Source organism: Terrirubrum flagellatum (genome assembly GCF_022059845.1).
Taxonomy (GTDB): domain Bacteria; phylum Pseudomonadota; class Alphaproteobacteria; order Rhizobiales; family Beijerinckiaceae; genus Terrirubrum; species Terrirubrum flagellatum.
The window spans coordinates 4125243-4145667 of record NZ_CP091851.1 but is presented as its reverse complement, the minus strand read 5'-3'; the positions used below and the strand labels follow the sequence as shown (position 1 = coordinate 4145667).

At 58.8% G+C, this 20425-nt stretch carries 17 protein-coding genes; 4 read left to right on the top strand and 13 right to left on the bottom strand.

Translation table 11 applies throughout. The annotated features are described in order from the left end of the window. Window positions 1-325: 325 nt before the first annotated feature. The 6 genes from L8F45_RS19900 to rfbC form a co-directional block, all read right to left on the bottom strand. Window positions 326-2932: a hypothetical protein gene (locus L8F45_RS19900; protein WP_342359597.1), complete on the bottom strand. Its 2607-nt coding sequence runs from the start codon at window positions 2930-2932 to the stop codon at window positions 326-328. Window positions 2933-3329: 397 nt separating this feature from the next. Continuing rightward, window positions 3330-3995: an HAD hydrolase-like protein gene (locus L8F45_RS19895; protein ID WP_342359596.1), complete on the bottom strand. Its 666-nt coding sequence runs from the start codon at window positions 3993-3995 to the stop codon at window positions 3330-3332. Between the two features lie 18 nt (window positions 3996-4013). Next, window positions 4014-5597, bottom strand: a complete 1584-nt coding sequence (locus tag L8F45_RS19890) for a DUF2079 domain-containing protein (RefSeq protein ID WP_342359595.1) — start codon at window positions 5595-5597, stop codon at window positions 4014-4016. Between the two features lie 220 nt (window positions 5598-5817). Beyond that, window positions 5818-6735: a dTDP-4-dehydrorhamnose reductase gene (gene rfbD / locus L8F45_RS19885; RefSeq protein ID WP_342359594.1), complete on the bottom strand. Its 918-nt coding sequence runs from the start codon at window positions 6733-6735 to the stop codon at window positions 5818-5820. Next, window positions 6732-7802, bottom strand: a complete 1071-nt coding sequence (gene rfbB, locus L8F45_RS19880) for a dTDP-glucose 4,6-dehydratase (protein ID WP_342359593.1) — start codon at window positions 7800-7802, stop codon at window positions 6732-6734. Before rfbB ends, rfbD begins: the two co-directional genes overlap by 4 nt. After that, window positions 7799-8374, bottom strand: a complete 576-nt coding sequence (rfbC, locus tag L8F45_RS19875; protein WP_342359592.1) for a dTDP-4-dehydrorhamnose 3,5-epimerase — start codon at window positions 8372-8374, stop codon at window positions 7799-7801. The genes rfbB and rfbC overlap by 4 nt, the downstream gene beginning before the upstream one ends. Window positions 8375-8554: 180 nt before the next feature. Here rfbC and rfbA (L8F45_RS19870) point away from each other — a divergent pair, with 180 nt between their 5' ends. Then, window positions 8555-9427 carry a glucose-1-phosphate thymidylyltransferase RfbA gene (gene rfbA / locus L8F45_RS19870; protein WP_342359591.1) on the top strand — a complete coding sequence of 291 codons (873 nt, stop codon included), beginning with the start codon at window positions 8555-8557 and terminating at the stop codon, window positions 9425-9427. Here rfbA (L8F45_RS19870) and L8F45_RS19865 read toward each other — a convergent pair. Together L8F45_RS19865 and L8F45_RS19860 are read right to left on the bottom strand one after the other, a co-directional pair. Further along, complete coding sequence (locus L8F45_RS19865) at window positions 9351-10196, bottom strand: ABC transporter ATP-binding protein (RefSeq protein WP_342359590.1); 846 nt, start codon at window positions 10194-10196, stop codon at window positions 9351-9353. The two genes, rfbA (L8F45_RS19870) and L8F45_RS19865, sit on opposite strands and share 77 nt — an antisense overlap. A 2-nt stretch (window positions 10197-10198) precedes the next feature. Beyond that, window positions 10199-11029, bottom strand: coding sequence for an ABC transporter permease (locus tag L8F45_RS19860; RefSeq protein WP_342359589.1), 831 nt, complete (start codon window positions 11027-11029; stop codon window positions 10199-10201). 151 nt (window positions 11030-11180) lie between these two features. Between L8F45_RS19860 and L8F45_RS19855 the strand changes: the two genes are divergently transcribed. Next, window positions 11181-12023, top strand: coding sequence for a DUF6502 family protein (locus L8F45_RS19855; protein ID WP_342359588.1), 843 nt, complete (start codon window positions 11181-11183; stop codon window positions 12021-12023). Here L8F45_RS19855 and L8F45_RS19850 read toward each other — a convergent pair. Together L8F45_RS19850 and L8F45_RS19845 are read right to left on the bottom strand one after the other, a co-directional pair. Continuing rightward, the gene (locus L8F45_RS19850; RefSeq protein WP_342359587.1) at window positions 11999-12319 is read right to left on the bottom strand and encodes a hypothetical protein; all 321 of its coding nucleotides are present in this window, start codon (window positions 12317-12319) and stop codon (window positions 11999-12001) included. The genes L8F45_RS19855 and L8F45_RS19850 overlap by 25 nt on opposite strands. Before the next feature lie 882 nt (window positions 12320-13201). Continuing rightward, window positions 13202-14218, bottom strand: coding sequence for a glycosyltransferase family 2 protein (locus L8F45_RS19845; RefSeq protein WP_342359586.1), 1017 nt, complete (start codon window positions 14216-14218; stop codon window positions 13202-13204). A 284-nt stretch (window positions 14219-14502) separates the two neighbouring features. Between L8F45_RS19845 and L8F45_RS19840 the strand changes: the two genes are divergently transcribed. Continuing rightward, window positions 14503-15693, top strand: coding sequence for a glycosyltransferase family protein (locus tag L8F45_RS19840; RefSeq protein WP_342359585.1), 1191 nt, complete (start codon window positions 14503-14505; stop codon window positions 15691-15693). Between the two features lie 90 nt (window positions 15694-15783). Further along, entirely contained in the window at window positions 15784-16719 is a 936-nt protein-coding gene (rfbA, locus tag L8F45_RS19835) for a glucose-1-phosphate thymidylyltransferase RfbA (protein WP_342359584.1), read from the top strand. A 90-nt stretch (window positions 16720-16809) separates the two neighbouring features. Here rfbA (L8F45_RS19835) and L8F45_RS19830 read toward each other — a convergent pair whose 3' ends face one another. The 3 genes from L8F45_RS19830 to L8F45_RS19820 are packed head-to-tail and all read right to left on the bottom strand — an operon-like array spanning window position 16810 to window position 20424. Next, window positions 16810-18600 (bottom strand): adenine deaminase, encoded by a 1791-nt coding sequence (locus L8F45_RS19830; protein WP_425329942.1) that lies wholly within the window; start codon window positions 18598-18600, stop codon window positions 16810-16812. Between the two features lie 41 nt (window positions 18601-18641). Continuing rightward, window positions 18642-19658, bottom strand: coding sequence for an ABC transporter ATP-binding protein (locus L8F45_RS19825; RefSeq protein WP_342359582.1), 1017 nt, complete (start codon window positions 19656-19658; stop codon window positions 18642-18644). Then, a complete protein-coding gene (locus L8F45_RS19820; protein WP_425329941.1) occupies window positions 19651-20424 on the bottom strand; it encodes an ABC transporter permease in 774 nt (257 codons plus the stop codon). Before L8F45_RS19820 ends, L8F45_RS19825 begins: the two co-directional genes overlap by 8 nt. Window position 20425: the final 1 nt, after the last annotated feature.

The window sequence follows — 20425 nt, the reverse complement described above, 5'->3', positions numbered from 1 at the left end:
GCGCACAGTATCGTCAAGCATAGCGGATCGATTATAAGGCCGCGAGGCTCCATTCGAGCCTCGACGGTCTTGCGATGTTGGTGTTTGCGAGCCTGCTTTCCCCAGAGAGCCAAGCCGAAGCCGGACCTTACTTATGACCGGCGGGAAATTCGGGCGCACATCTTATGTCATGCGCGTTCATTAGCTCAGCCGGAGCTTGTTGCATCAGGCCGGACCGAAACCGCTCGCTGTAACTCCACAGCGGCAATCGCCGCCAAGCGGTCAATAGCTCGTTTTGCATCAAATCGCGTCAATAGCGCTGACCTTGCCGTCAAGAAACGCACGATCAAGGTTTGCGATCGCTCGCAACTTTGTCGATCCGGCGATAAACGCTAATTATTCTTCCCTGAGCCTGTGGCACCGGCTCATATTCATTCTCGATTGCGGCAAATGCCGATCGTAATTGCTGAAGTCGGTCGACCTTTTCAACAGTGCGCTCTAGGTAACTCGGATGAAGAAACGGAACGATGCGAGTCAGTCGATAAGGAACGGCACTGCACTGTATGCAGCTATCAACAAAAATATAGCGCGGTTTTCTGACTTTAATGTCCTCGACGACTTTGGCCAAGTGGTCGGGTCCGTTCAGGAAAGTTGGCACTTCGAAGTGCGGCATTTCGCTAACACGGCCCGCAAGGAACAGCAGCAGGTTATCAAACTCAGACAAGATCGAAACATATTTGGAATCCTGACTATACGTTTCGATGAGCTGCGTCGCTTCCGTCAACATGCTCGGCTCTATTGTTGAGCTCACCTTTATCGCGTCGAAATTCCATTGGAAGAGACGACTCGCGCGTAGATGATATGCTGTCTCCAACGTGGTGGATGCGAAAAACCGACTTCCATTCACGTACCAAAAGGCGCCCAGAGCAAGAAGCGAGAACGCGACAGCTCGTTTAACTTTCAACGAGGCGATGGCTTCAGAAATACATTCACGCCACAGGACAGCGATGGCGAGCGCGGCGACGGAAATAACTTTATAGAGATGGCCATAATTCGGCAAAATGAGCCAGTAAAGCGTGAACAGCAAAACGAGAACAAACAAATATATTGCCAACCACTTGCGGTCTGCGGGAGCAACAAAAATCGACCGAAGTGACACTCCCAGCCCAAGGCTCACAAAGAGGATGCTTGTCGCCACGCTAACGGCGGATATTGGAAATCCCCAGACGCCGTCAAAAAATTGAGCGGCATACGGATTGGGCGCGATGATCGCGCCCACAAAGACAAATTCGAATGCAATCGCAATCGCTACGACGACGCCCAATGCCATCTCGAAAATGGGCCTTCGCCCCGCGTGCATCGCTCCGCGCAAGACGAGTGTGCAAGCCAGCGCCAAGGGGCAGAAAGCTCCCAGGAATCGATCTGCAAAGACGTTGGCAAGCGCAAGAGCAGCAGCCAATAGCAACAGTGGAGGATTGCTTCTCCTAAAATACAACGCGAGGCAAAGGAAGGCGAGAATATCCAACCCATGCCGCATGGGCCCATAACCAAGCCCCGATGACAACGTTGTCAGCCCCAAGCCCACGAAGCAGCCGACGTAGACAGCTGACACAAACGCCGTGGAGGTCCAGTCTCTGTAGAGGTAATGGACGGTCGCGACCCACAGCGCGAAATAGGCCGCATAGAAAGCGAATGACACAAATACATAGCTGTTGAACGTTAGCTTCCCTCCAATGCTGGCCAAATATGTCATAGGAACATAGGCAAGGCCGTATGGCGAATTTATCTCGCTTATCTTCCGGCCAAGGTAGAATTCCTTCATAGGATTCAAAAATTGAAAATGATGATGAAAGACTTGCTCCAGGTCGTGAATGAAATTTACGAAGTGCACGCGCTCGCGCCTGGAAAAATCCTCGGCGGCGGGGGTTAACGGCTGGGCATAGTAGTTACGCCAGACTGTTGCGTTCTGCGCTGCGACTTCGTTGATGTGATTTGCGTGATCGGGAAATAGGTCGCTGAGATCTTTGATGTTCTGGGGCGACAGACGACCCACGAAGCAAAGCGTTCCTTGGGGATGGTGGAGATAAAAGGTATAATGGTTTTCAAGAACGAAGTTCTTGAGTGGAGCGGTCTGCGGAAGACTGAGGTAATTTCCTGGAAGGCAATCTGGATCCGAATTCGGATTCTTGCGCGGGTCGGGCAGGTGATGATTGCCCCAGAGCAAATTGTCATTGATAAAGGAAATTGAATCTACTAGCTCCTTGTCGGCGCCTTTTTGTTTTTGAACATACAGTGACGATGGAAGCTGCAAGTAGTCCGATACGATAGGCATCATTCCGAAGGCGAAAAACGCACATATGCCAATAAATTGGACTCCGGATACGCCAAACAGTATTTTTGCGAGTGTTCGCTCGCGGACGTGTACGCGAATACTCTCACGCTGGATCAGTGGAAATGCTACCGCGACCATGACGCAAATCTGCAGCAGCGCCAAGTTCACAGGGGACGGTCTGAACTTAAGCAAGACGAGGAGCGCGTAGGCGACATTCAGCGCTAACAAGGAAATAGAGAATTTCGCAAAGCTTCGCTTGAAGCTGTCGCCGTAGCGCGCTATTTTTGACTTCAGAAAAGCGCTTGCAAAAACTGCTAAGCCGAGCGTCGCACTCGCAATAGCGAATGCGACGATTGTGAATTTATGACTCGGAAAATAATAGCTATTTATCCAATAGAAATATTTTAGCCTCTCAACTCTGCCATCCGACGCCGAGACTGCAGCCAGATCGCTCAGGGCGTTGCGCCAAAGAATAAAAGAGAATATCGAAAATAATGCTGAGAGCGCTAGAAAAAAAAGTGTGACGCCATTAGAGGGTGCTTGGACCAGGCGATCGAGCAGCTTGCGCCACACCAACCGACCGGCGGAATACCACTCGACCGCAATTTGACCAGCAGTCACGCAAACGTCCCCTGCAAGCTGTATTGCCCCTCGAAACTGCTCCGGAGATGGCAATCGATCTCTGAGGCGTTAAACATCACATATTTAGACGTTGTTGCGCTTGCCGTCTTGATGTTACGCCGCATTTCGGTAATCCCTACTTGGAGTGGAGACTTTCCGTGTCCGGAAGGGCATGCAGGTAATACGCGTGACAAGTCAAGGGTATTGATGTCGCGTTGGCCATTGCGCTGAAGTTGAGTTTGACGCTATTCCGATTGAGCGGAGCTAGGCCCCCAAGCATAGCCAGCGCGCTGAAGAAGTCTCCAGCTTGATGAAAACAGTAAATGGCGTCGACCGGTGTTGATCATCGTTAGAACGTGGAGCGATAGCCGTTATAGAGGGCCGCACGGGTGAGATGTCAGCCTATTGCATCGATTGCAGCAAGAAGCTGACTGAAGTCTGAGATCAGCGCGTCAGGAAGCAGCTGAGCTAGCGGTTTGTCTGAGTAGCCATGCTCGATTGCTACAACGGGTACGCAAGCTGCCTTTGCTGTGGCGATGTCGACTTCGCTGTCACCGATCATAATGGAGCGTTGGAGAATGCCGCCCGCGCGCTCCACCGTTCCAATCAAATGTCCCGGGTGTGGCTTTGAAACCAATAGACTGTCACGCCCGCAGATTGCCTTGAAGTGATGCTCAAGGTGCAACGCGGCGAGGAGCTGACGTGACAGGCTTTCCATTTTGTTCGTGCAAACGCAAAGAATCGCGTCACGCTCGCTAAGCTCAACGAGGACCTCTCGGACGTATGGATAAGGCTGACTTTCGACCGCAACGTTGTCCGCGTAGTGGGCCAAGAGGGCGCTCGTCAAGGAATCTACAATGCCGGAGTCGACCGAGACGCCTTGCCACGCGAGCCCAACTTCGACCATCCTGCGCGCGCCGAAGCTCATGGCGGGCCGTAAAACTGAAGGAGTGATCTCCCGGTGTCCAGCAGCGACCAATGTTTTGTTAATGGCGACAATCAGGTCGGGGGCCGTATCAACTAACGTGCCGTCAAGGTCAAAAATAATTGTGCGCTGCTTCATGTTCAATCCATACATTGCTTAGTGCGATCGTCGTCGCCATATCTGGAATCCATCGTTCTCGACGACAAGAGTGAAATCAGTTTGCAATCGGGTGACAAGCGCTTCGAATTTTGCGCGAGCACGATCGCTTTCAGGGTCTGTCGCGGCGATGAGTTGATCGTTGACGAACCAGGGCCGCTTCAAATCCAGCACGACGAAGTCGGCAAGCACGGCGCCTTGCTTATGCGGTTGCGAGCAGTTTGAATCCGAAAGCGTTACACCCGATTCGGACGGCGGCTGGCATATGACGTGAACGGGTTCGAATACACCGTCAGGAAACGCGAGGGCGTTGGTTCGCAGCGACAGCCTGCCATCGTGAACGTTATTTTGCATGGAGACGACAATCCGGCGATCTGTCGGCGTATGCGTAGCGATCAAAGCTCGCAATCTCGCGCTCCGCTCGCTCGGAATGTAGGCCGCGAAATTATATGATGACGCTGATGGGCTGAAGAATAAGCGCGAGACTGGAGACAGGCCAAATAATACCAGCGTTATGTACGACCCAATGAAGGCGGTGCGCGCGGCAAAGCTGTGGGCCCCTGAGTCAGCGCTTTCGGACGATTGAAAGCTCAAAATAAGCCAGTCCCTGCGGCCAGCAATTGCATAAGCTGCAACGACAAGAAAAGGGACGAGGACGGGAATCGTATAGTGGTGGGCTAGATAGGTGTGGTTGGCGTTGCGCGACAATAGCGCAATCGCGACGTGAGGTAGTGCGGGCAGAGCCAGCAATGGCGCGCGCAGTAGGGCAGGCAGAAATGGCAAGAAGATTGCGCTAAGATACACGAGTTTACGCGGCGTCAGGATTTTCGCTTCGGCCAGTAGGGAAGGGTGAAAGACTATATTGTAAATCATTGCGCGGGGGGTATCGCCGAGATACGAAAATGCCTCGCGCCAGAGATCTCCTGATTGCCGTCCGTCGGAGAAGAACGGAATAATTGCTGAGGTGACAGCAACAAAATACACAGATGCGCCAACAAGAATCGCGGTGCCGGCAATCGGGCGGCGGTTGGCAAGGATCAAATAAATACCGAGTCCAGCGGATGTGAGCGCCAAACTTTCTTTAATCGCCGCGATGACCATCGCGATCGCGAATAGCTCAAAATCGACAAATTTTCCAGCGCACTCCAACCGCAGGAAAAAAATAACGTAGGCCAGAAGTAATAAATGTTCGAAGTGATAGTCGAAAATTGCGGCCGACCAAAATGCGAGGCTGCAAATAGCTAGCAGTGCCCCCACTTCGGGCGCGCCCGCTCCGAGGTTCCTCCACAAGCATCCGAAAGCGTAGACGCCGGCCAAAAGCAGAAGTGACTGTTCAAGTAGCAATGTTTCGACGAAAGGCGCAGCTCTGACAAAAGGGGAAAATATAAGCATCACGGGATGCGCATGCGAACGAAATGAAATGCCCCAGAGCCCGTCGATTGCGGCAATCGCGTAATTCGTCGCATATTGGCCTAGGTCATAATAGGAAGAATTGAGCGCCCAGTAACGTAGAATCGGCATTAGAATGGCGGCGACGCCAGCTCCGCCAACGATCACTCGAATAATGGTCTGTCTATTTCGCATCTGGCGATAAGTGCCTATGTGTTTAAGCTGTCCACTCTGACGGTGCGTCGCCGGCGAGCCCGCTAATACATCAGCTCGGTCGCCTGCCTACTGAACTCGATCACTTCGTTGCAGCGAGCGCCGCGCTTATTGTGAACGTTGCGATCTTCAAGTTTGGATTCTCCTAGCATGTCTTTATAAGCGATCGTCGGTTGGTCAAAGTCGATTCAGGAGGCGAGTTTCAGGGGGTATTCCTTTTCGCCTGTGATTTTTGAGTCTGCGTAGCGAACAAACCTTTGATGCAGTCGGATACCGCCAATCTCCAATTGCGAAGCGATGTTTGGAATGTTCTGCGAAAATAACGCGTGGAGAGTCTCGAATTGATCGGTCGGCGCGCAATCGAAGGATATTCTGTTGCCGAGATCGATTCTATCCGAATCGAGGGCCCACCTTGCGACTCCGACCGGCGGAATATCTCCTCTGCGAAACCCGCCCAGGTCGTTTCGCCTTCGGCGACCATATGAAAGACACCGCGCCACGCCACGCCTTTCGGGTCCGCCTTGATTCGCTCTGCGACAGCGACAATAGCTTCCGCAATATCGGGAGCGTAGGTGGGCGTTCCGTGCTGATCGGCCACGACGCGGATAACGTCGCGCTCGGCCGCCAGTCGCAGCATGGTCTTCAGGAAATTTGAGCCATAAGGGCTATAGACCCATGCGGTGCGAAGAATGACGTGAGCCGGGTTCGCTGCTGCGATCGCTTTCTCGCCTTCAAGCTTGGAAAGTCCGTAGATGTTTTGCGGGCCGGTGGCGTCGGTCTCGACGTACGGCTCGCTTTTATCTCCGGCGAATACATAATCGGTCGAGATATGGATGATGGGCAAGCCCGCCGCGGCGGTCGCCGCTGCGACGTGACCTGCGCCATCTCTGTTGACGGCGAAGGCCGCATCCTGATCGCTCTCTGCTTTGTCGACCGCTGTATAGGCGGCCGCATTCACCACCAAGTCGGGCCGATACACTGCAATCGCGCGATCGATCGAGGCGCGGTCAGTAATGTCGAGATCAGGCCTGCCGAGAGCAATGATCTTCACATCATCGCTGTCGAGCGCCGCCAGCGATTGCGCGATCTGTCCGTTTCGCCCCGTCACCAGCAGTTTCATGACAATCGGCCGCCGCCGGCGAAGCCGAGGCGCTGGCCCGCATAGCGTTTCTCGCGGATGGGCCGCCACCAGCTCTCATTATTGAGATACCATTGCACAGTTTTTTCGAGGCCGGTATCGAATGTTTCTCTCGCTCGCCAGCCGAGCTCGGTCTCTATTCGCGTGGCGTCGATTGCGTAACGAAGATCGTGGCCCGGGCGGTCGGCAACAAATTCGATCAGATCGCGCCTCTTGCCGCTCTTGCTTGGAGCAAGCCGATCGAGCGTGTCGCAGATCGTCTGCACCACAGAGAGATTGGATCGCTCGTTCCCCCCGCCAATATTGTAGGAGCGCCCTGGCTCGCCTCTGGTCGCGACGAGAACAAGCGCGTGGGCATGATCGCCAACATAGAGCCAATCGCGCACATTCTCGCCCTTGCCGTAGACCGGCAGCTTCTTGCCCTCTAACCCGTTCAGAATCATCAGCGGGATCAGCTTCTCCGGGAAATGGAATGGCCCATAATTATTCGAGCAGTTCGAGAGCACCACAGGCAATTCATAGGTATGACGCCACGCCATAGCGAGGTGATCTGATGAGGCCTTCGACGCTGAATAGGGCGACGATGGCGCATAGGGCGTGTCCTCGGTGAAGAAACCGCCCTCGAGCGGCAGATCGCCATACACTTCGTCGGTCGAGATATGGTGAAAACGGAACACGTCCTTGCGCGCGGCAGGAAGCTCGCCCCAATAGGCGCGCGCCGCTTCTAGCAGCTCATAAGTTCCAACGATATTCGTCTGGATGAAGTCTCCGGGGCCATCGATCGACCGATCGACATGACTCTCGGCCGCCAGATGCATGATGACGTCGATCTTCTCTGTTCGCAGAAGGTCGAGGACGAGTTTCCGATCAAGGATATCTCCCGTCACGAAGCGATAGCGCGGATCGCTTTCGATCGGCGCGAGCGAAGTTAGCGTCGCGGCATAGGTGAGCTTGTCGAGATTGACGACGGAATGATCGGTTTCCCCGATCAGATAGCGGCATACGGCGGAGCCGACAAAGCCCGCGCCTCCTGTGACCAGAATCTTCAACGCAGATCGCCTGTGAATGTGAAGGGACTGTCCGCTGCGGCGAAGTGGGGCGCCGCGGCGTCTTTGTCAGAGAGGACTGGTTCGTGGCCGGCAAGCGGCCACGCGACGCTGAAGCCAGGATCGTCGTAGCGGATCGAGAAATCGTGCGCTGGCGAGTAGGATGCGGAGACCTTGTAAAGCACTTCTGTATCCGGTTCGAGCGTCAGGAAGCCATGCGCAAAGCCGACTGGTACGAGGATCTGGTTGAACGCTTCCGCCGAAACTTCGAGCGCCACCCATTGACCGAAATTCGGCGATCCTCGTCTGACATCGACGGCCACGTCCCAGATGCGACCGCGCAACACGCGCACCAGTTTGTCCTGGGCGAAAGGCGGCTTCTGGAAATGCAGTCCGCGAAGCGTAAAGGCTTCCTGGGAATAGGACTGATTGTCCTGAATCCAATCGAGTTGGACTCCATTCGCCGCGAAGCGGTCCCTGCTGTAGGTCTCCGAAAAAAAGCCGCGCTCGTCCCCGAATTTGCGGGGCCTGATTTCCAGAACCTCTGGAATGCGGAGCGGCGAAATGTCCAGCATCGGTCAATCTGATCGTGTCATCGGGTTGTGGGCGAACCGGGCGGGAAACGCAATTTCTGGTCGGGCTCAGGGTAACTGGTCGGGTGCGATATCGGTCATATGGCCGCAAGCAGTCCGGGCGCGCCTTGCGCTCGGCAACCCGGCTGTATAGCTGCCAGAAGGTTCGGGAGATCGAAGGGCATGAAAGGCATCATCCTGGCGGGCGGGAGCGGGACGCGCCTCCATCCCATGACGATGGCGGCGTCGAAACAATTGCTGCCGATCTATGACAAGCCGATGATTTATTACCCGCTTTCGACGCTGATGCTGGCCGGCGTGCGCGATATTTTGGTCATCTCGACGCCGCATGATTTGCCGCGCTTCCGCGCGCTTCTGGGAACTGGCGAGCGCTGGGGAATCAAGTTCAGCTATGCCGAACAGCCGAGCCCCGACGGCCTTGCACAGGCCTATCTGATCGGAGAGGAGTTCGTGGCCAGCCAGAGCTCGGCGCTCATTCTTGGCGACAACCTCTTCTACGGACACGGTTTGCCTGAGCTCTTGACGAGCGCCGCGGGGCGCAGCTCCGGCGCCACGGTATTCGCTTATCATGTCAACGACCCCGAACGATACGGCGTCATCAGTTTCGATCGCGATCGCAGGGCGATTGCGATTGAGGAAAAGCCCGCAAAGCCCGCATCCAACTGGGCGGTGACTGGTCTCTACTTCTATGACGGCCGGGCGTCGCAAATTGCGCGGACGCTGAGGCCGTCCGGTCGCGGAGAGCTTGAGATCACAGATCTCAATCGCATCTATCTCGAAGAAGGCGCGTTGACAGTCGAGAGCATGGGGCGTGGTTTCGCCTGGCTCGACACCGGCACGCCGGACTCGTTGATCGAAGCTGCCGAGTTTGTGCGCACGCTTGAGCGCCGTCAGGGGTTCAAGATCTCCTGCCCTGAAGAGATCGCTTTCAAGCAAGGCTTCATTGACGCCGATCAACTTATGCGACTCGGTAATGAACTGGAGAAGAGCCAGTACGGTCTTTATCTTCAACGTCTCGCACGGGGCGATCTCTAGTTTCGGCATCCGGCCAGTCGCTGCCGCGATGGCGGCGCATCACCTGCGCGAGAGGCCCGTCATCCACGAGCCGACCATGCTCGAGACGGATGGCGCGGGTGCAGAGTTCGGAAAGAAGCCCGTCGGCATGCGATGCGAGAACGAGAATTCCGGCGCGATCGACGAACTTTTTCAGCCGCGCATTCGCCTTTTCGAGAAACGTTGAATCGACAGCGCCGATCCCCTCATCGAGCAGGAGGATATCGGGCTCCACGCTTGTCGAGACTGCGAAAGCGAGCCGGATTTGCATGCCGGCGGAGTAGGTTCTGATCGGCATGTCCAGAAACGCGCCGAGCTCCGTGAAATCGGCGATCTCATCGATGCGGCTTTCAATCTCGCGGCGTGACAGCCCGAGACTAAGGCCGCGCAGCCTGATATTGTCATAGCCGCTTGCTTCGCCATCCATGCCAAGCCCGATATCGAACAAGGGCGCAATGCGGCCTTTGATTGCGATTCGGCCGCCTTGGGGGACGTAGATCCCTGCAAGAACACGAAGCAGCGTCGTTTTGCCCGCGCCGTTATGGCCGATCAGCGCAACGCGCTCTCCATGTTCAATACGCATATTGATGCCGGTGAGCGCTTCGACACAGATTCTGGATCGCGCGTCCGAGCCGATGCGTCCGCCCGTGACGCTGCTGACGAGCCGATTGCGCAGCGAACGCGCGGAGCCGCCATAGAGCGGGAATTGTACGCTGACGTTTTCAAGGTGAATGGAACTCGCGGAGAGCATCTTCATATCCAGTAAGGGATGCGCCACCGAAAATGCGCATAGAGAAAGAGCGCCGCGCAGAGATTGAGCGCCGTGAATATGAGAGCAATCTGCCAGCTGAAGAGGGTTGGCGCGGCTCCCAGCAGGGGAGATCGCACAAGCTCGATCAGATGGAAGAAGGGATTGGCGAGCGCGATCGCGCCGCGATCGCCGAGATCAGATGCGCGCCACAGCACCGGCGTCACGAAGAGCAACATCTGGATGAGGTTTCCGACCAGAGGCGTCACATCGCGGAAGCGGGTGGCGAGAATGCCGAGCGTCACGCAGAAGCCGACGCCATTGAGCAACAGCACCGCGAGGCCCGGAATGGCAAGGAGAGCGGCCCAGCCCGGATTCACGCGCAGCACGAGCAGCATGAGCACAATAACCGCAGCGTTGTGCGCGAAAATGATAAGCGAGCGCCATACGACGCGCAGTGCATGCACGCTTGCGGGAGCGGGCATCTGTTTCACGATCGAAGCTGCGCTGATGAAGGTCATGCAACCTTCGTTCACCATCGCGGCGATCATCGTCCACACCACCATTCCCACCGTGACGTAGGGCACGTAGTCGCGAACCGGCGCCCGGAAGAGCGCGCCATAGGTGAGCCCGAGGCCGATGACGAAGACGCCGAGACTGATCGAAACCCAGAACGGTCCCATGACGGATCGACTGTAGCGCTGGCGAATATCATGCCATCCCATGGCGAGCCACAGCTCCGCCAAGCGGACGCCCCTCAGGAAGTCCTTGATCCCGCTGGAATAGATCGCTCGATTTCGTTCGTCCGCGTCATAGACGATACTGTGCGATATCATTGAGTGTTCCTGAGCGCGACGCGCTGATTGCGGTGCGCGCGCTCGCAATTCGGATTCCGCGCAAGCAACCCGACGCCCTATACGCTGCGGATAGCGCTCGCGTCAAGGATTGTGGGATTGTATCCCACAAAACGCCGGTCTATAGACGGGTATGAGTTCCGATTCTCAGCGTCCCGGGCCGCCGATGGAGCGACTGGCGCCAGCCGTCGCCCGGTTGCTGCGTCCCCTTGTGCGCTTGTGTGTTCGTTCTGGCGTGACCTTTCCCGCCTTGGCGCAGCTCTTGCGCGAAGTTTATGTCAACGTCGCCGAATATGATTTCGCTCTGCCGAAGAAGGAGCAGACAGATAGTCGTGTCAGCCTATTGACCGGTATTCACCGCAAGGAGGTGAGTCGTCTGCGCGGCGCCGGCGCGCCGATCAACGCCGTCCCTCAGACGGTGTCGCTGACGAGTTCGATTATCGCGCATTGGCTGGCCTCGCCCGAATTCACGGATGCGGCCGGGCGTCCGCTGCGATTGCCGCGCGCCGGGCCGAGCCCGTCTTTTGAGGCTCTTGTCGCCGCGATCACCAAGGACCTGCGTCCGCGCGCCGTGCTCGACGAATGGCGGGATTCCGGACTGGTCGTGACCGATGCGGAAGAGAAGGTCGCCTTGAAAGAAGAGGCGCTCATCCCGCGCGGCGATGACGAGCGCAAACTCTATTATTTCGGAAGAAATCTGCACGACCACGTCGCCGCCGCGGTTGACAATGTTCTGGCGACGGAGCCGCCTTTCATGGAAAGGGCGGTCCACTATGACCGGCTGTCTCCAAATCTGGCGAAGCAGCTTGAGGCCCGCTCGCGTGAGCTCGCGATGGAGGCTCTGCAGCAAGCCAACCGCGAGGCGCATGCGGCGGTGGAAAAGAGTGAGGGCGGCGATCAACGCTGGATATTCGGCGTCTACGTCTATCGCGAAGAGGCGCGCTCACCCTCTCAAACCGAGACGGACAAGCAGTGAGCAACGGATTCGATCCAACGCGGCGGCGCTTCCTCAGCGGTGTTGGCGCGGTGATGATGTCGACAGCCAGTTACGCTGCAAGCAGCCGGCGGCCCGGAGATCAGGGCATCGGTGGAACTGGCGCGGCGCGCGGGGATACAGGCGACGACAGAGGCATCGGCGGAACCGGCATTTACGGCACCATTCAGGGTTTCGGCAGCGTCATCATCAACAATGTCCGCGTCGGCTATCGCCCCGATGTCTTTGTGCGGATCGATGGTCAGCGCCGAACGACGCGCGATCTCAAGGTTGGTCATGTCGGTTGGGTGATCGCGCGCGGTGCTGAAGGCTCATTCGCTACGGCGCGCGTCGAGGTCGCGAGCGAAGTGATTGGTCCGATCGAAGAAATCGCTGACAACGAAATGCGTGTGATGGGCCAAACAGTTCTGCTCGATCGCGTTGAGTTTGCGCGGTGGTGGCGCGCTGGCGTAGGCGTCGCGGTCAGTGGTCTTCGCCGATTGGACGGAGCGATTGTCGCAAGCCTGGTCGAACGTCCTCGCGCTCGGCTGGAGCAGATTGCCGGCGTCGTTGAGCGCGACGCCACGGGTTTTAGAATAGGGGACCTTTCTCTGATCAATCTCCGGTCGGCTTTGCTGGGCCGCCGAATTCGAGCGCGCGGCCGTCTCGGAAGCAGGGGATTGGTTGTGACACAGGCTGCAATTGATCGCGCTCCAGCGCCGCCAAGCGCGATCGATCGCGTGTCTCTTGAAGCCTATGTTCAGCGTACTGGAGACAATCTCCGGCTCGGCTCTGGCGAGATGCTGCGAGACGCTGGCGTGATCAGTCGTCTTCCCGAGAGCGCGCAATTCAGGGCGCTGCTCGGCGCGGCGTTCACCGCGGACGGCGAACTCGCGGTCGAGTCAGTGCAACTTACCTCTGGCGGCGACGGCCCATCAGGGGGCGGCTCCGGCGGACCGATGGGTCCAGGCGGAGGGCCGCCAGGGCCTCCAGGCGCCGGTCCCTCGGGAACTGGTCCCGGAGGCGGCTTTGGCGCAGGAGGACTCGGCGGCGGCCCAGCAGGTGGCCCCGGGGGGGATCCCGGTGGCGGGCCGGGAGGCGGTCCTGGTGGAGGTGGTCCTGGCGGCGGCGGAGGCCCCGGCGGTGGAGGCCCCGGCCGATAGCGTGCTTTCGCTCGCGTGCTAGAACACGCGCCGCGCAATTCGCCGTGCGAAAGGCCATTGCGCGAAGCCGGTGAGATTGCGCGCGAGCGATGGCGAGAAATTGAGCAGGAGCCACGCCGTCAATCGAACGAACAGTTTACGCGACCTTCTCACGGTAGGATTACTCCATACCAGGCCGTCATAGCGTTTGAGGATTTCGCGCGCTTCCTGACCATGCTGACGCGCGCTCTTCACCGCATCGTTGACGAAAGCCGGACCGAAACGAGGCATGATGCAATCGCGAAAATAATATCGGCCCATCTCGGGATTGTCCGGAAACCATTGCAGAAGTTTGGTGAAGTACCTGTATCGGCTGCGCATCATGTGAACGCCGAAAGATGTGCTGCCAGTGTGGATGCACCAGACAGTCACCGGCTTGTCGATAAAGACGCCGGTATATCCCTTGCGGAACATACGCAGGAAAAGGTCGTCATCTTCATAGCCTCTAAGATCGGAATCAAAGCCGCCGACGGCTTCGAAAGCCGCGCGGGAAATAAGCGACGCAGAAGGCAAAATGAACATATCGAAGCGCAGCAATTCGGCAATCGCTCTCTTCGGATGAACGCTGTGCTGCTCGATGATCGCTGTGCGCAAGACGTTGCCGTCGGCGTCGGCCTCATAAAGATCGCCATAGACATATCCGAATCGCCGATCGCCATGCGGTATGGCGGCGACGAGCGTCTCGATATGATTCTCAAGATAGAAGTCATCCTGATCGAGAAAGCAGAGAAAGTCGGATTGCGAGGCGACCACGCCGGCGTTGCGTGCGGAACCCTGGCCGCCATTCGCCTTCGAAATGAGAGTCGCCGGATAGCGCTCGAGTATCGCGTCTAGCGCGGCTCGCTCGTCCGGGCGCGAGCCGTCGTCCACGACGATGATTTCGTCTGCGGTCCTCGTTTGATCGAACACGCTGCGCAGCGCGCGCTCGATGAAGGCTGCGCCGTTGTAGAAGGGGATGATGACGGCGACGCTCGGCTGATTGCGAGACGCTGCCACCTCTCCTTCGAGCGCATCGCCCGCCTCTCTTTGTCCGTTCGTGGCCACCGGTCGTCCGCCTTTTCAAAGTCGATCGCGAGACCGGCGGCTACGCCAGACTTTTGAGCCGCCACAGCCTCGCCGCTCCCTTCTAACGGAAAATACGTGGGAATCAATCCCACAAATTTGGAGAATTGGCTTGACGTGGGCAAATTACCCACAATATTGCGTGAGCATATAACCCACCCTCAGTCGCCGCACGCTTGGCGCAAGTTCTGAGACCAATCGAAAGGATAAAACCCGACGTGAAATCAGACGTAACGGCAGGAGCAGGCGCTGGCGCGCCCGATATCGTGGTGGTGGTTCACCGGCCTGATTTCGACGCGCTCTGCCGCCTCCTCTCCGCGCTAGCTCCACAGGCGCGCACGCTCATACTGTTTCTCAACAGCCCGCTGGCGCCGGCGAAGCGACAGCGCCTTCTCGACGCGGCGGCCCAGCCTCTGGTCTTCCTGAATGATGGCTCAAATATCGGGCTTGGCGCCGCGTACAATCGCGCAATCGCCTACGCGCGCACGCACGGCGCCAACACGCTCGTTCTGTTCGATCAGGACTCGATCGCTCCAAGCGATCTGGTCGGTGGATTGCGCGCGACCCATATGGCGTTGCGCGCAGGCGGCGCACGACCGGCCGTCGTCGGGCCAAAACCCGTCTCGATTGATCCCGCGAGATACAAGGATCCGCGAATATTTCCGCGACCGGACATTAGCGACGTGAATGGCGCCGTCGCAGTTGAGTTCGCGATTTCCTCCGGAGCGCTGATCGATCTCAAGGCGATCGAAACCATTGGCGGTTTTCGGGAAGACTTCTTCATCGATGCGATCGATGTCGAATGGTGCTTTCGCGCCTGGTCGCATGGTTTCTCGTGCTGGATTGACCCGTTGCGCGAGATGCCGCCTCGACTCGGTGAGGGCGCAATCAATATCCCATTTCTCGGCTGGCGCCTGACGCGGCAATCGCCGACCAGACTCTACAGCTATGCGCGCAATCAGATCGCGCTTATGCGTCTCAGCCATGTGCCGGCCGCCTGGAAACGCCGGATTCTGCCATATTTGCTGATTCAGGCGGGAGCGCATCTCCTGGCGTCGCGAGGCGATCCGAGGATCGCCGCTGCTTTCGCACGCGGCGCGATCGACGGTTTGCGTGGCCGGTTGGGCGATCCCAAACAGTTCCTGCACGCGGACGACCTTAATAAGGCGGCGTCAAAATTCGATCTTCAGCCGAACGCGTCGAAGTTGGGCGCGATAAATATGATGAGCGGCGAAGAGGTCCCGATCCCCGCAGCGAGCAAGTCGGGGAAAATGCGAACGAGGAATCGCGATGCAACGCCGCCGCCGAAACTTGAAAGAGCGGCTGCGCCTCACGACAGTGGCCTTGACGCACTTTGGAGCTTCTCGAAGGCGACGCCTTCCACGGAAGCTCAGTTGCATTCGCGCTGAGCCAGGCGCGCAAAAAAAGCTACAAGTCCGGCAGCGGTCAGACTTGCCAAGGCGTCGAGCCATTTCAAATCATGAATGAGTGAAAGTCAGATGAAGGGAATTATCCTCGCAGGCGGAAGCGGCACCCGCCTGCATCCGATGACGAGCGTGACGTCGAAGCAGCTTCTGCCGGTCTACGACAAGCCGATGATCTACTATCCGCTGTCGACGTTGATGCTTGCGGGCATCCGCGAAATTCTAATCATCTCGACGCCGCATGATGCGCCGCACTTTCGCCAGCTCCTCGGCGACGGGCGGCAATGGGGCGTCTCGCTCCACTATGCCGAACAACCGCGCCCGGAAGGCCTGGCGCAAGCTTTCATCATCGGCGCGGACTTTGTGCGCGGCGGGCCGTCGGCGCTCATTCTTGGAGACAACATCTTTCACGGAGCTGGATTCAGGGACGTGCTGGCGCGGGCGCGCCAGAACAGGCGCGGCGCGACGGCATTCTGCTATCATGTGATCGATCCGCAGCGTTATGGCGTTATTGCGTTCGACGATGACATGCGCGCCCTCTCGATCGAGGAAAAGCCTGTCAATCCACGCTCGAATTGGGCAGTGACGGGCCTTTATTTCTACGATGAACGCGTCGTCGACATTGCGGCCTCGATCAAGCCGTCGGCGCGCGGCGAACTGGAAATCACCGACGTCAATCGCGCATATCTGGAAATGGGCGGGTTGTCTGTCGAACGGCTCGGACGAGGCTTTGCCTGGCTCGACACAGGCACGCCTGAATCTCTCATCGATGCGTCAAACTTCGTGCGAGCGTTGGAAAACCGTCAGAACACGCGCATTTGCTGCCCGGAAGAGGTGGCGTTTCAATGCGGATTTATTGACGCAAAGCAACTGTTCGCGCTCGGCGAGGCGATCGAGAAGAGCGAATATGGTCGCTATATACAGCGAATGGCTCGCGAACAGATTCAACCGCCCGCCGTCGCCTCTACGTTAGAGCGAAGAAAATCGCATAGCGTCGCAAAGGTCGCGTGATCAACCGGCTATCGGAATGCACCGACTCGCGGCGTTGATTTATGAACAGTATTTGTAATTGAATAGTACGATGAACAAAGATCGCTGCGTCTACCCCGCCTGCTTCACCTCAATCACGCTGTCGGGAAACACCTCTCCTGTTCCGCCGTCGGTCAGTCCGATATCGGTCATATGCGGTCCGGGATTGCAGGCGAGGCTTGCGCCGACCACCGCTTTGAAAGTGCGATAGGGTGCTTCCCAGTCGGCGATAGGTTCGGCCGCCTTCTTGAGCGCCGCGAAATCAGCGGCGACCTTCGGCGTCGGCTCCTCCGAGAGAAGCCCGCACACCGGCAGAGGAAGGACCGCCTTCACGTCGCCGCCCGCCGCGACCGACATGCCGCCGCCGACCTTGATCAGCGCGTTGGCGGCGGCCGCCATGTCGTTGGGATCGCGGCCGAAGACAACGAGGTTATGGCTGTCATGAGCGACCGTGGTCGCGAGCGCGCCGCGCCAGGCGCTCCAATCCTGCAGCACGCCAAGCGCAGGAGTCGGCGACGCTTTTCCGTGGCGATGAATCACAGCCATCATGATGCCGTCGTCCGGAAGCTGCGCGACGCCGCCGGAAATGGGAACGATCGCCTCGCGCCATTCGGTGAAGCGCGGCCGGAAGATAGTGCGCAGGCGCACGTCGCCTGTCGTGACGCTCCCGGTCTTGATCAGGAAATCGTCAGGCGAAAGCGGATCAAGCTTCATTGTTGAAGTCGGCGCAGCGTAGGGATCGGGCCGCGCATCAACCAGCAACCGATCCTCCGCCGCGACATGGACGCCTGATGCGAACACATGCCGCACGCGCAATTCGGCGAGATCGTCGAGCACGATCAGGTCAGCGCGTTTGCCAGGCGCGACAAGGCCGAGATCGCGACGACCAAGACGCATCGCAGCGTTAAGCGTCGCGGCGCGCAGCGCCTCGATGGCGGGCAGATCATAACGCACGAGGCGCCGCACCACATCGATTATGCCGCCGACCGCGACGAGATCGTCAGGGAAGATATCGTCGGTGCAGATTGTCAGCGTCTGCGGGATGCGCGGCAGCGAGTTCAGCGCTTCAACGGCGCCGGGCAGCACATAGTCGTGCGAGCCGCGCAGTTCGATCGTGAATCCGGCTCGCAGCTTTGCAAGCAGATCCTCGCCGTCGCTGATCTCATGATCGGACTCGATGCCTGCCGCCGCGAAGCCCTGGAGATCGGCGCCTTTCAACCCGCGAGCATGACCGCAGACGAGTTTGCCGCTCTTGAGGCCTTCGTCCACGATCGACGACATATGCGCGCTGCGTTCGATGACGCCGCGCATATCCATGACTTCCGCGACGCCTGCGATCTCCGGCCAGGAAAGCATCTCCCGCATCTCCGGCCCGTTGATTTCAGCGCCGGCGCGCTCCAGCCCCGGCGCCGAGGGCACACAGGAGGGCGCGAGCGGCAGCACGCGCAGCGGCAGATTGCGGCTCGCATCGATCGCCCATCGCACGCCTTCGAGACCAAGCACATTGCCGACCTCATGCGGATCCCAGACGATCGTCGTCGTGCCTTGCGGGATAACTGTTTCGGCGTAACGCCTTGGCGTGATCATCGAGCTTTCCACATGCATATGCATGTCGATGAGGCCCGGCGCGATCAGGCCGCCCTTGATGTCGATGACGTTGCGGGCGTCTGCGAGCTGGCCCGAAGGATGGACGCTTGCAATGAGGGGTCCCACCAGCCCTACATCGGCCGGGCGGATTTCTCCGGTCGCCATGTCGATGACGGCGCCGCTCGTGAGCAAAACATCGAAGGGCTCGCGGCCGCGCGCCGCGCGCACGGCGCGATCACGCAATGCGGCGTCATGAAGATCGGCAGGTTCGCGCATGGGTTTATCCGTCATGTGAGGGGCCGGAAATTTTCGAAGGCTCAGGCGGCCGGCAGCGAGGCCGCCTTCGCCGCAGGAAGATCGAAGGCGATGGTTTCGCCCGGCGCGCAGCGCGGCGCATCGGCAGGCGCTTCGGCCTTGATGGAGCCAATCGCTGAGTCGATGAGATATTCGACAGCTTCGCCGAGATAGGATGCGCCCAGCACACGGCCCTGAAGAGGCCCGGCCCCGACTGTCACATGGCGAGGACGCCAGGCGAGCGCCGCCGCCGTTGTCGCGACCGGCCAGGCGACAGCGCCTGCCGCGCCGTTTAACTTGCCGTCGCTGACCGTGAAGATGTTCTCGAAACCCATGAAGCGCGCCACGAACGCGCTCTTCGGCCGCGCATAGATATCATCGGGCGCGCCGTCCTGCTCGATGCGGCCGCCGCGCATCACGATGATCCGATGGGCGAGCGCAAGCGCTTCCGTCTGATCGTGGGTGACATAGATCATCGGCATCGCAAGCTCGCGCTGCAGGCGCGAGAGCTCACTGCGCATCTCAAGCCGCAGCCTTGCATCGAGATTGGACAGCGGCTCGTCGAGCAGCAAGAGGCGCGGCCGCACGACGATCGATCGCGCCAAAGCGACGCGCTGCTGCTGGCCGCCGGAGAGGGCCTTCGGCAAACGGTCGGCGAGGCCTGAGAGGCCGACGCTCTCCAGCGCGTCTGCAACGCGGCGCTGAATGTCGGCGGCGGGCGCTTTTTTCAATCGCAGGCCGAAGGCGACATTCTCGAAGACGCTGAGATGGGGAAACAGCGCATAGGACTGGAACATCAGTCCGACTTCGCGCTTGTTGGGCGGCGTTTTCGTGATGTCGCGGCCGGCGAGGCGAACGCATCCTGACTGCGGCGTCAGCAGACCGGCGATCGCGCGCATGGTGGTGGTCTTGCCGCAGCCGGAAGGGCCGAGCAGCGCGATCAACTCGCCGTCGCGCATCGCAAGATCAAGCGAGTCGACCGCGACTGATCCGGAATAGGCGAGCGTCAGCTTTTCCAGCGACAGGAATGGCTCAGACATAGCGCGACAATCCGAGGAGACGCTCGGCGACGAGCACGATCGCGACTGACATCAGAGCGAGCATCGCGGACAGCGCTGCGATCGAGGGATCATAGGTGAATTCCATGTAGGAGAGCATATCGATGGGCAGGGTGCTGACGCCGGGGCCGGACAGGAACAGCGATACCGGCACCTGATTGAACGAGGTGATGAAGCCGAGAATGAAGGCGGCGAGCACGCCGCTTCGGATATTGGGCAGCACGACGCGAAAGAACGCGCCGGGGCGGCTGGCGCCCAACAGGATCGCAGCCTCCTCGATATCAACGCGCAGATTGGCGAGGCTCGCCGACACGACGCGCGCGGCGTAGGGGATGAGCAGCGCCGTATGCGCGAGAAAGAGCGCGGTCGTGACGCCGACGCCCAGCGGAATCACGAAATGGCGCAGAAGCGCGAGGCCGACGATGATGCCCGGCACGACGAGCGGCGAAGTGAGAAGCGCGCTGATCGCAATTGCGCCGGGCGGGCGATAGCGATCGAGCGCATAGGCGACGGGCGTTCCCAGAACAAGCGCCGCCATCGTGCTCGCCGTCGCGAGAACGAGCGACAGCGCGAAACTCGCGCGGAAGCTCTCGAGTTCAAACACCGCCAGCACCCATCGCAGGGAGATGCCCTGCGGCGGAAAGGCGAGCGTTTCGCCATCTGAAAGGCCGGCGGCGAGAATGATCGCGAAGGGACCGATCAGGAAGATCAGCACGAGCGCGAGAGTGATCCGTCCCCATGATCGCATA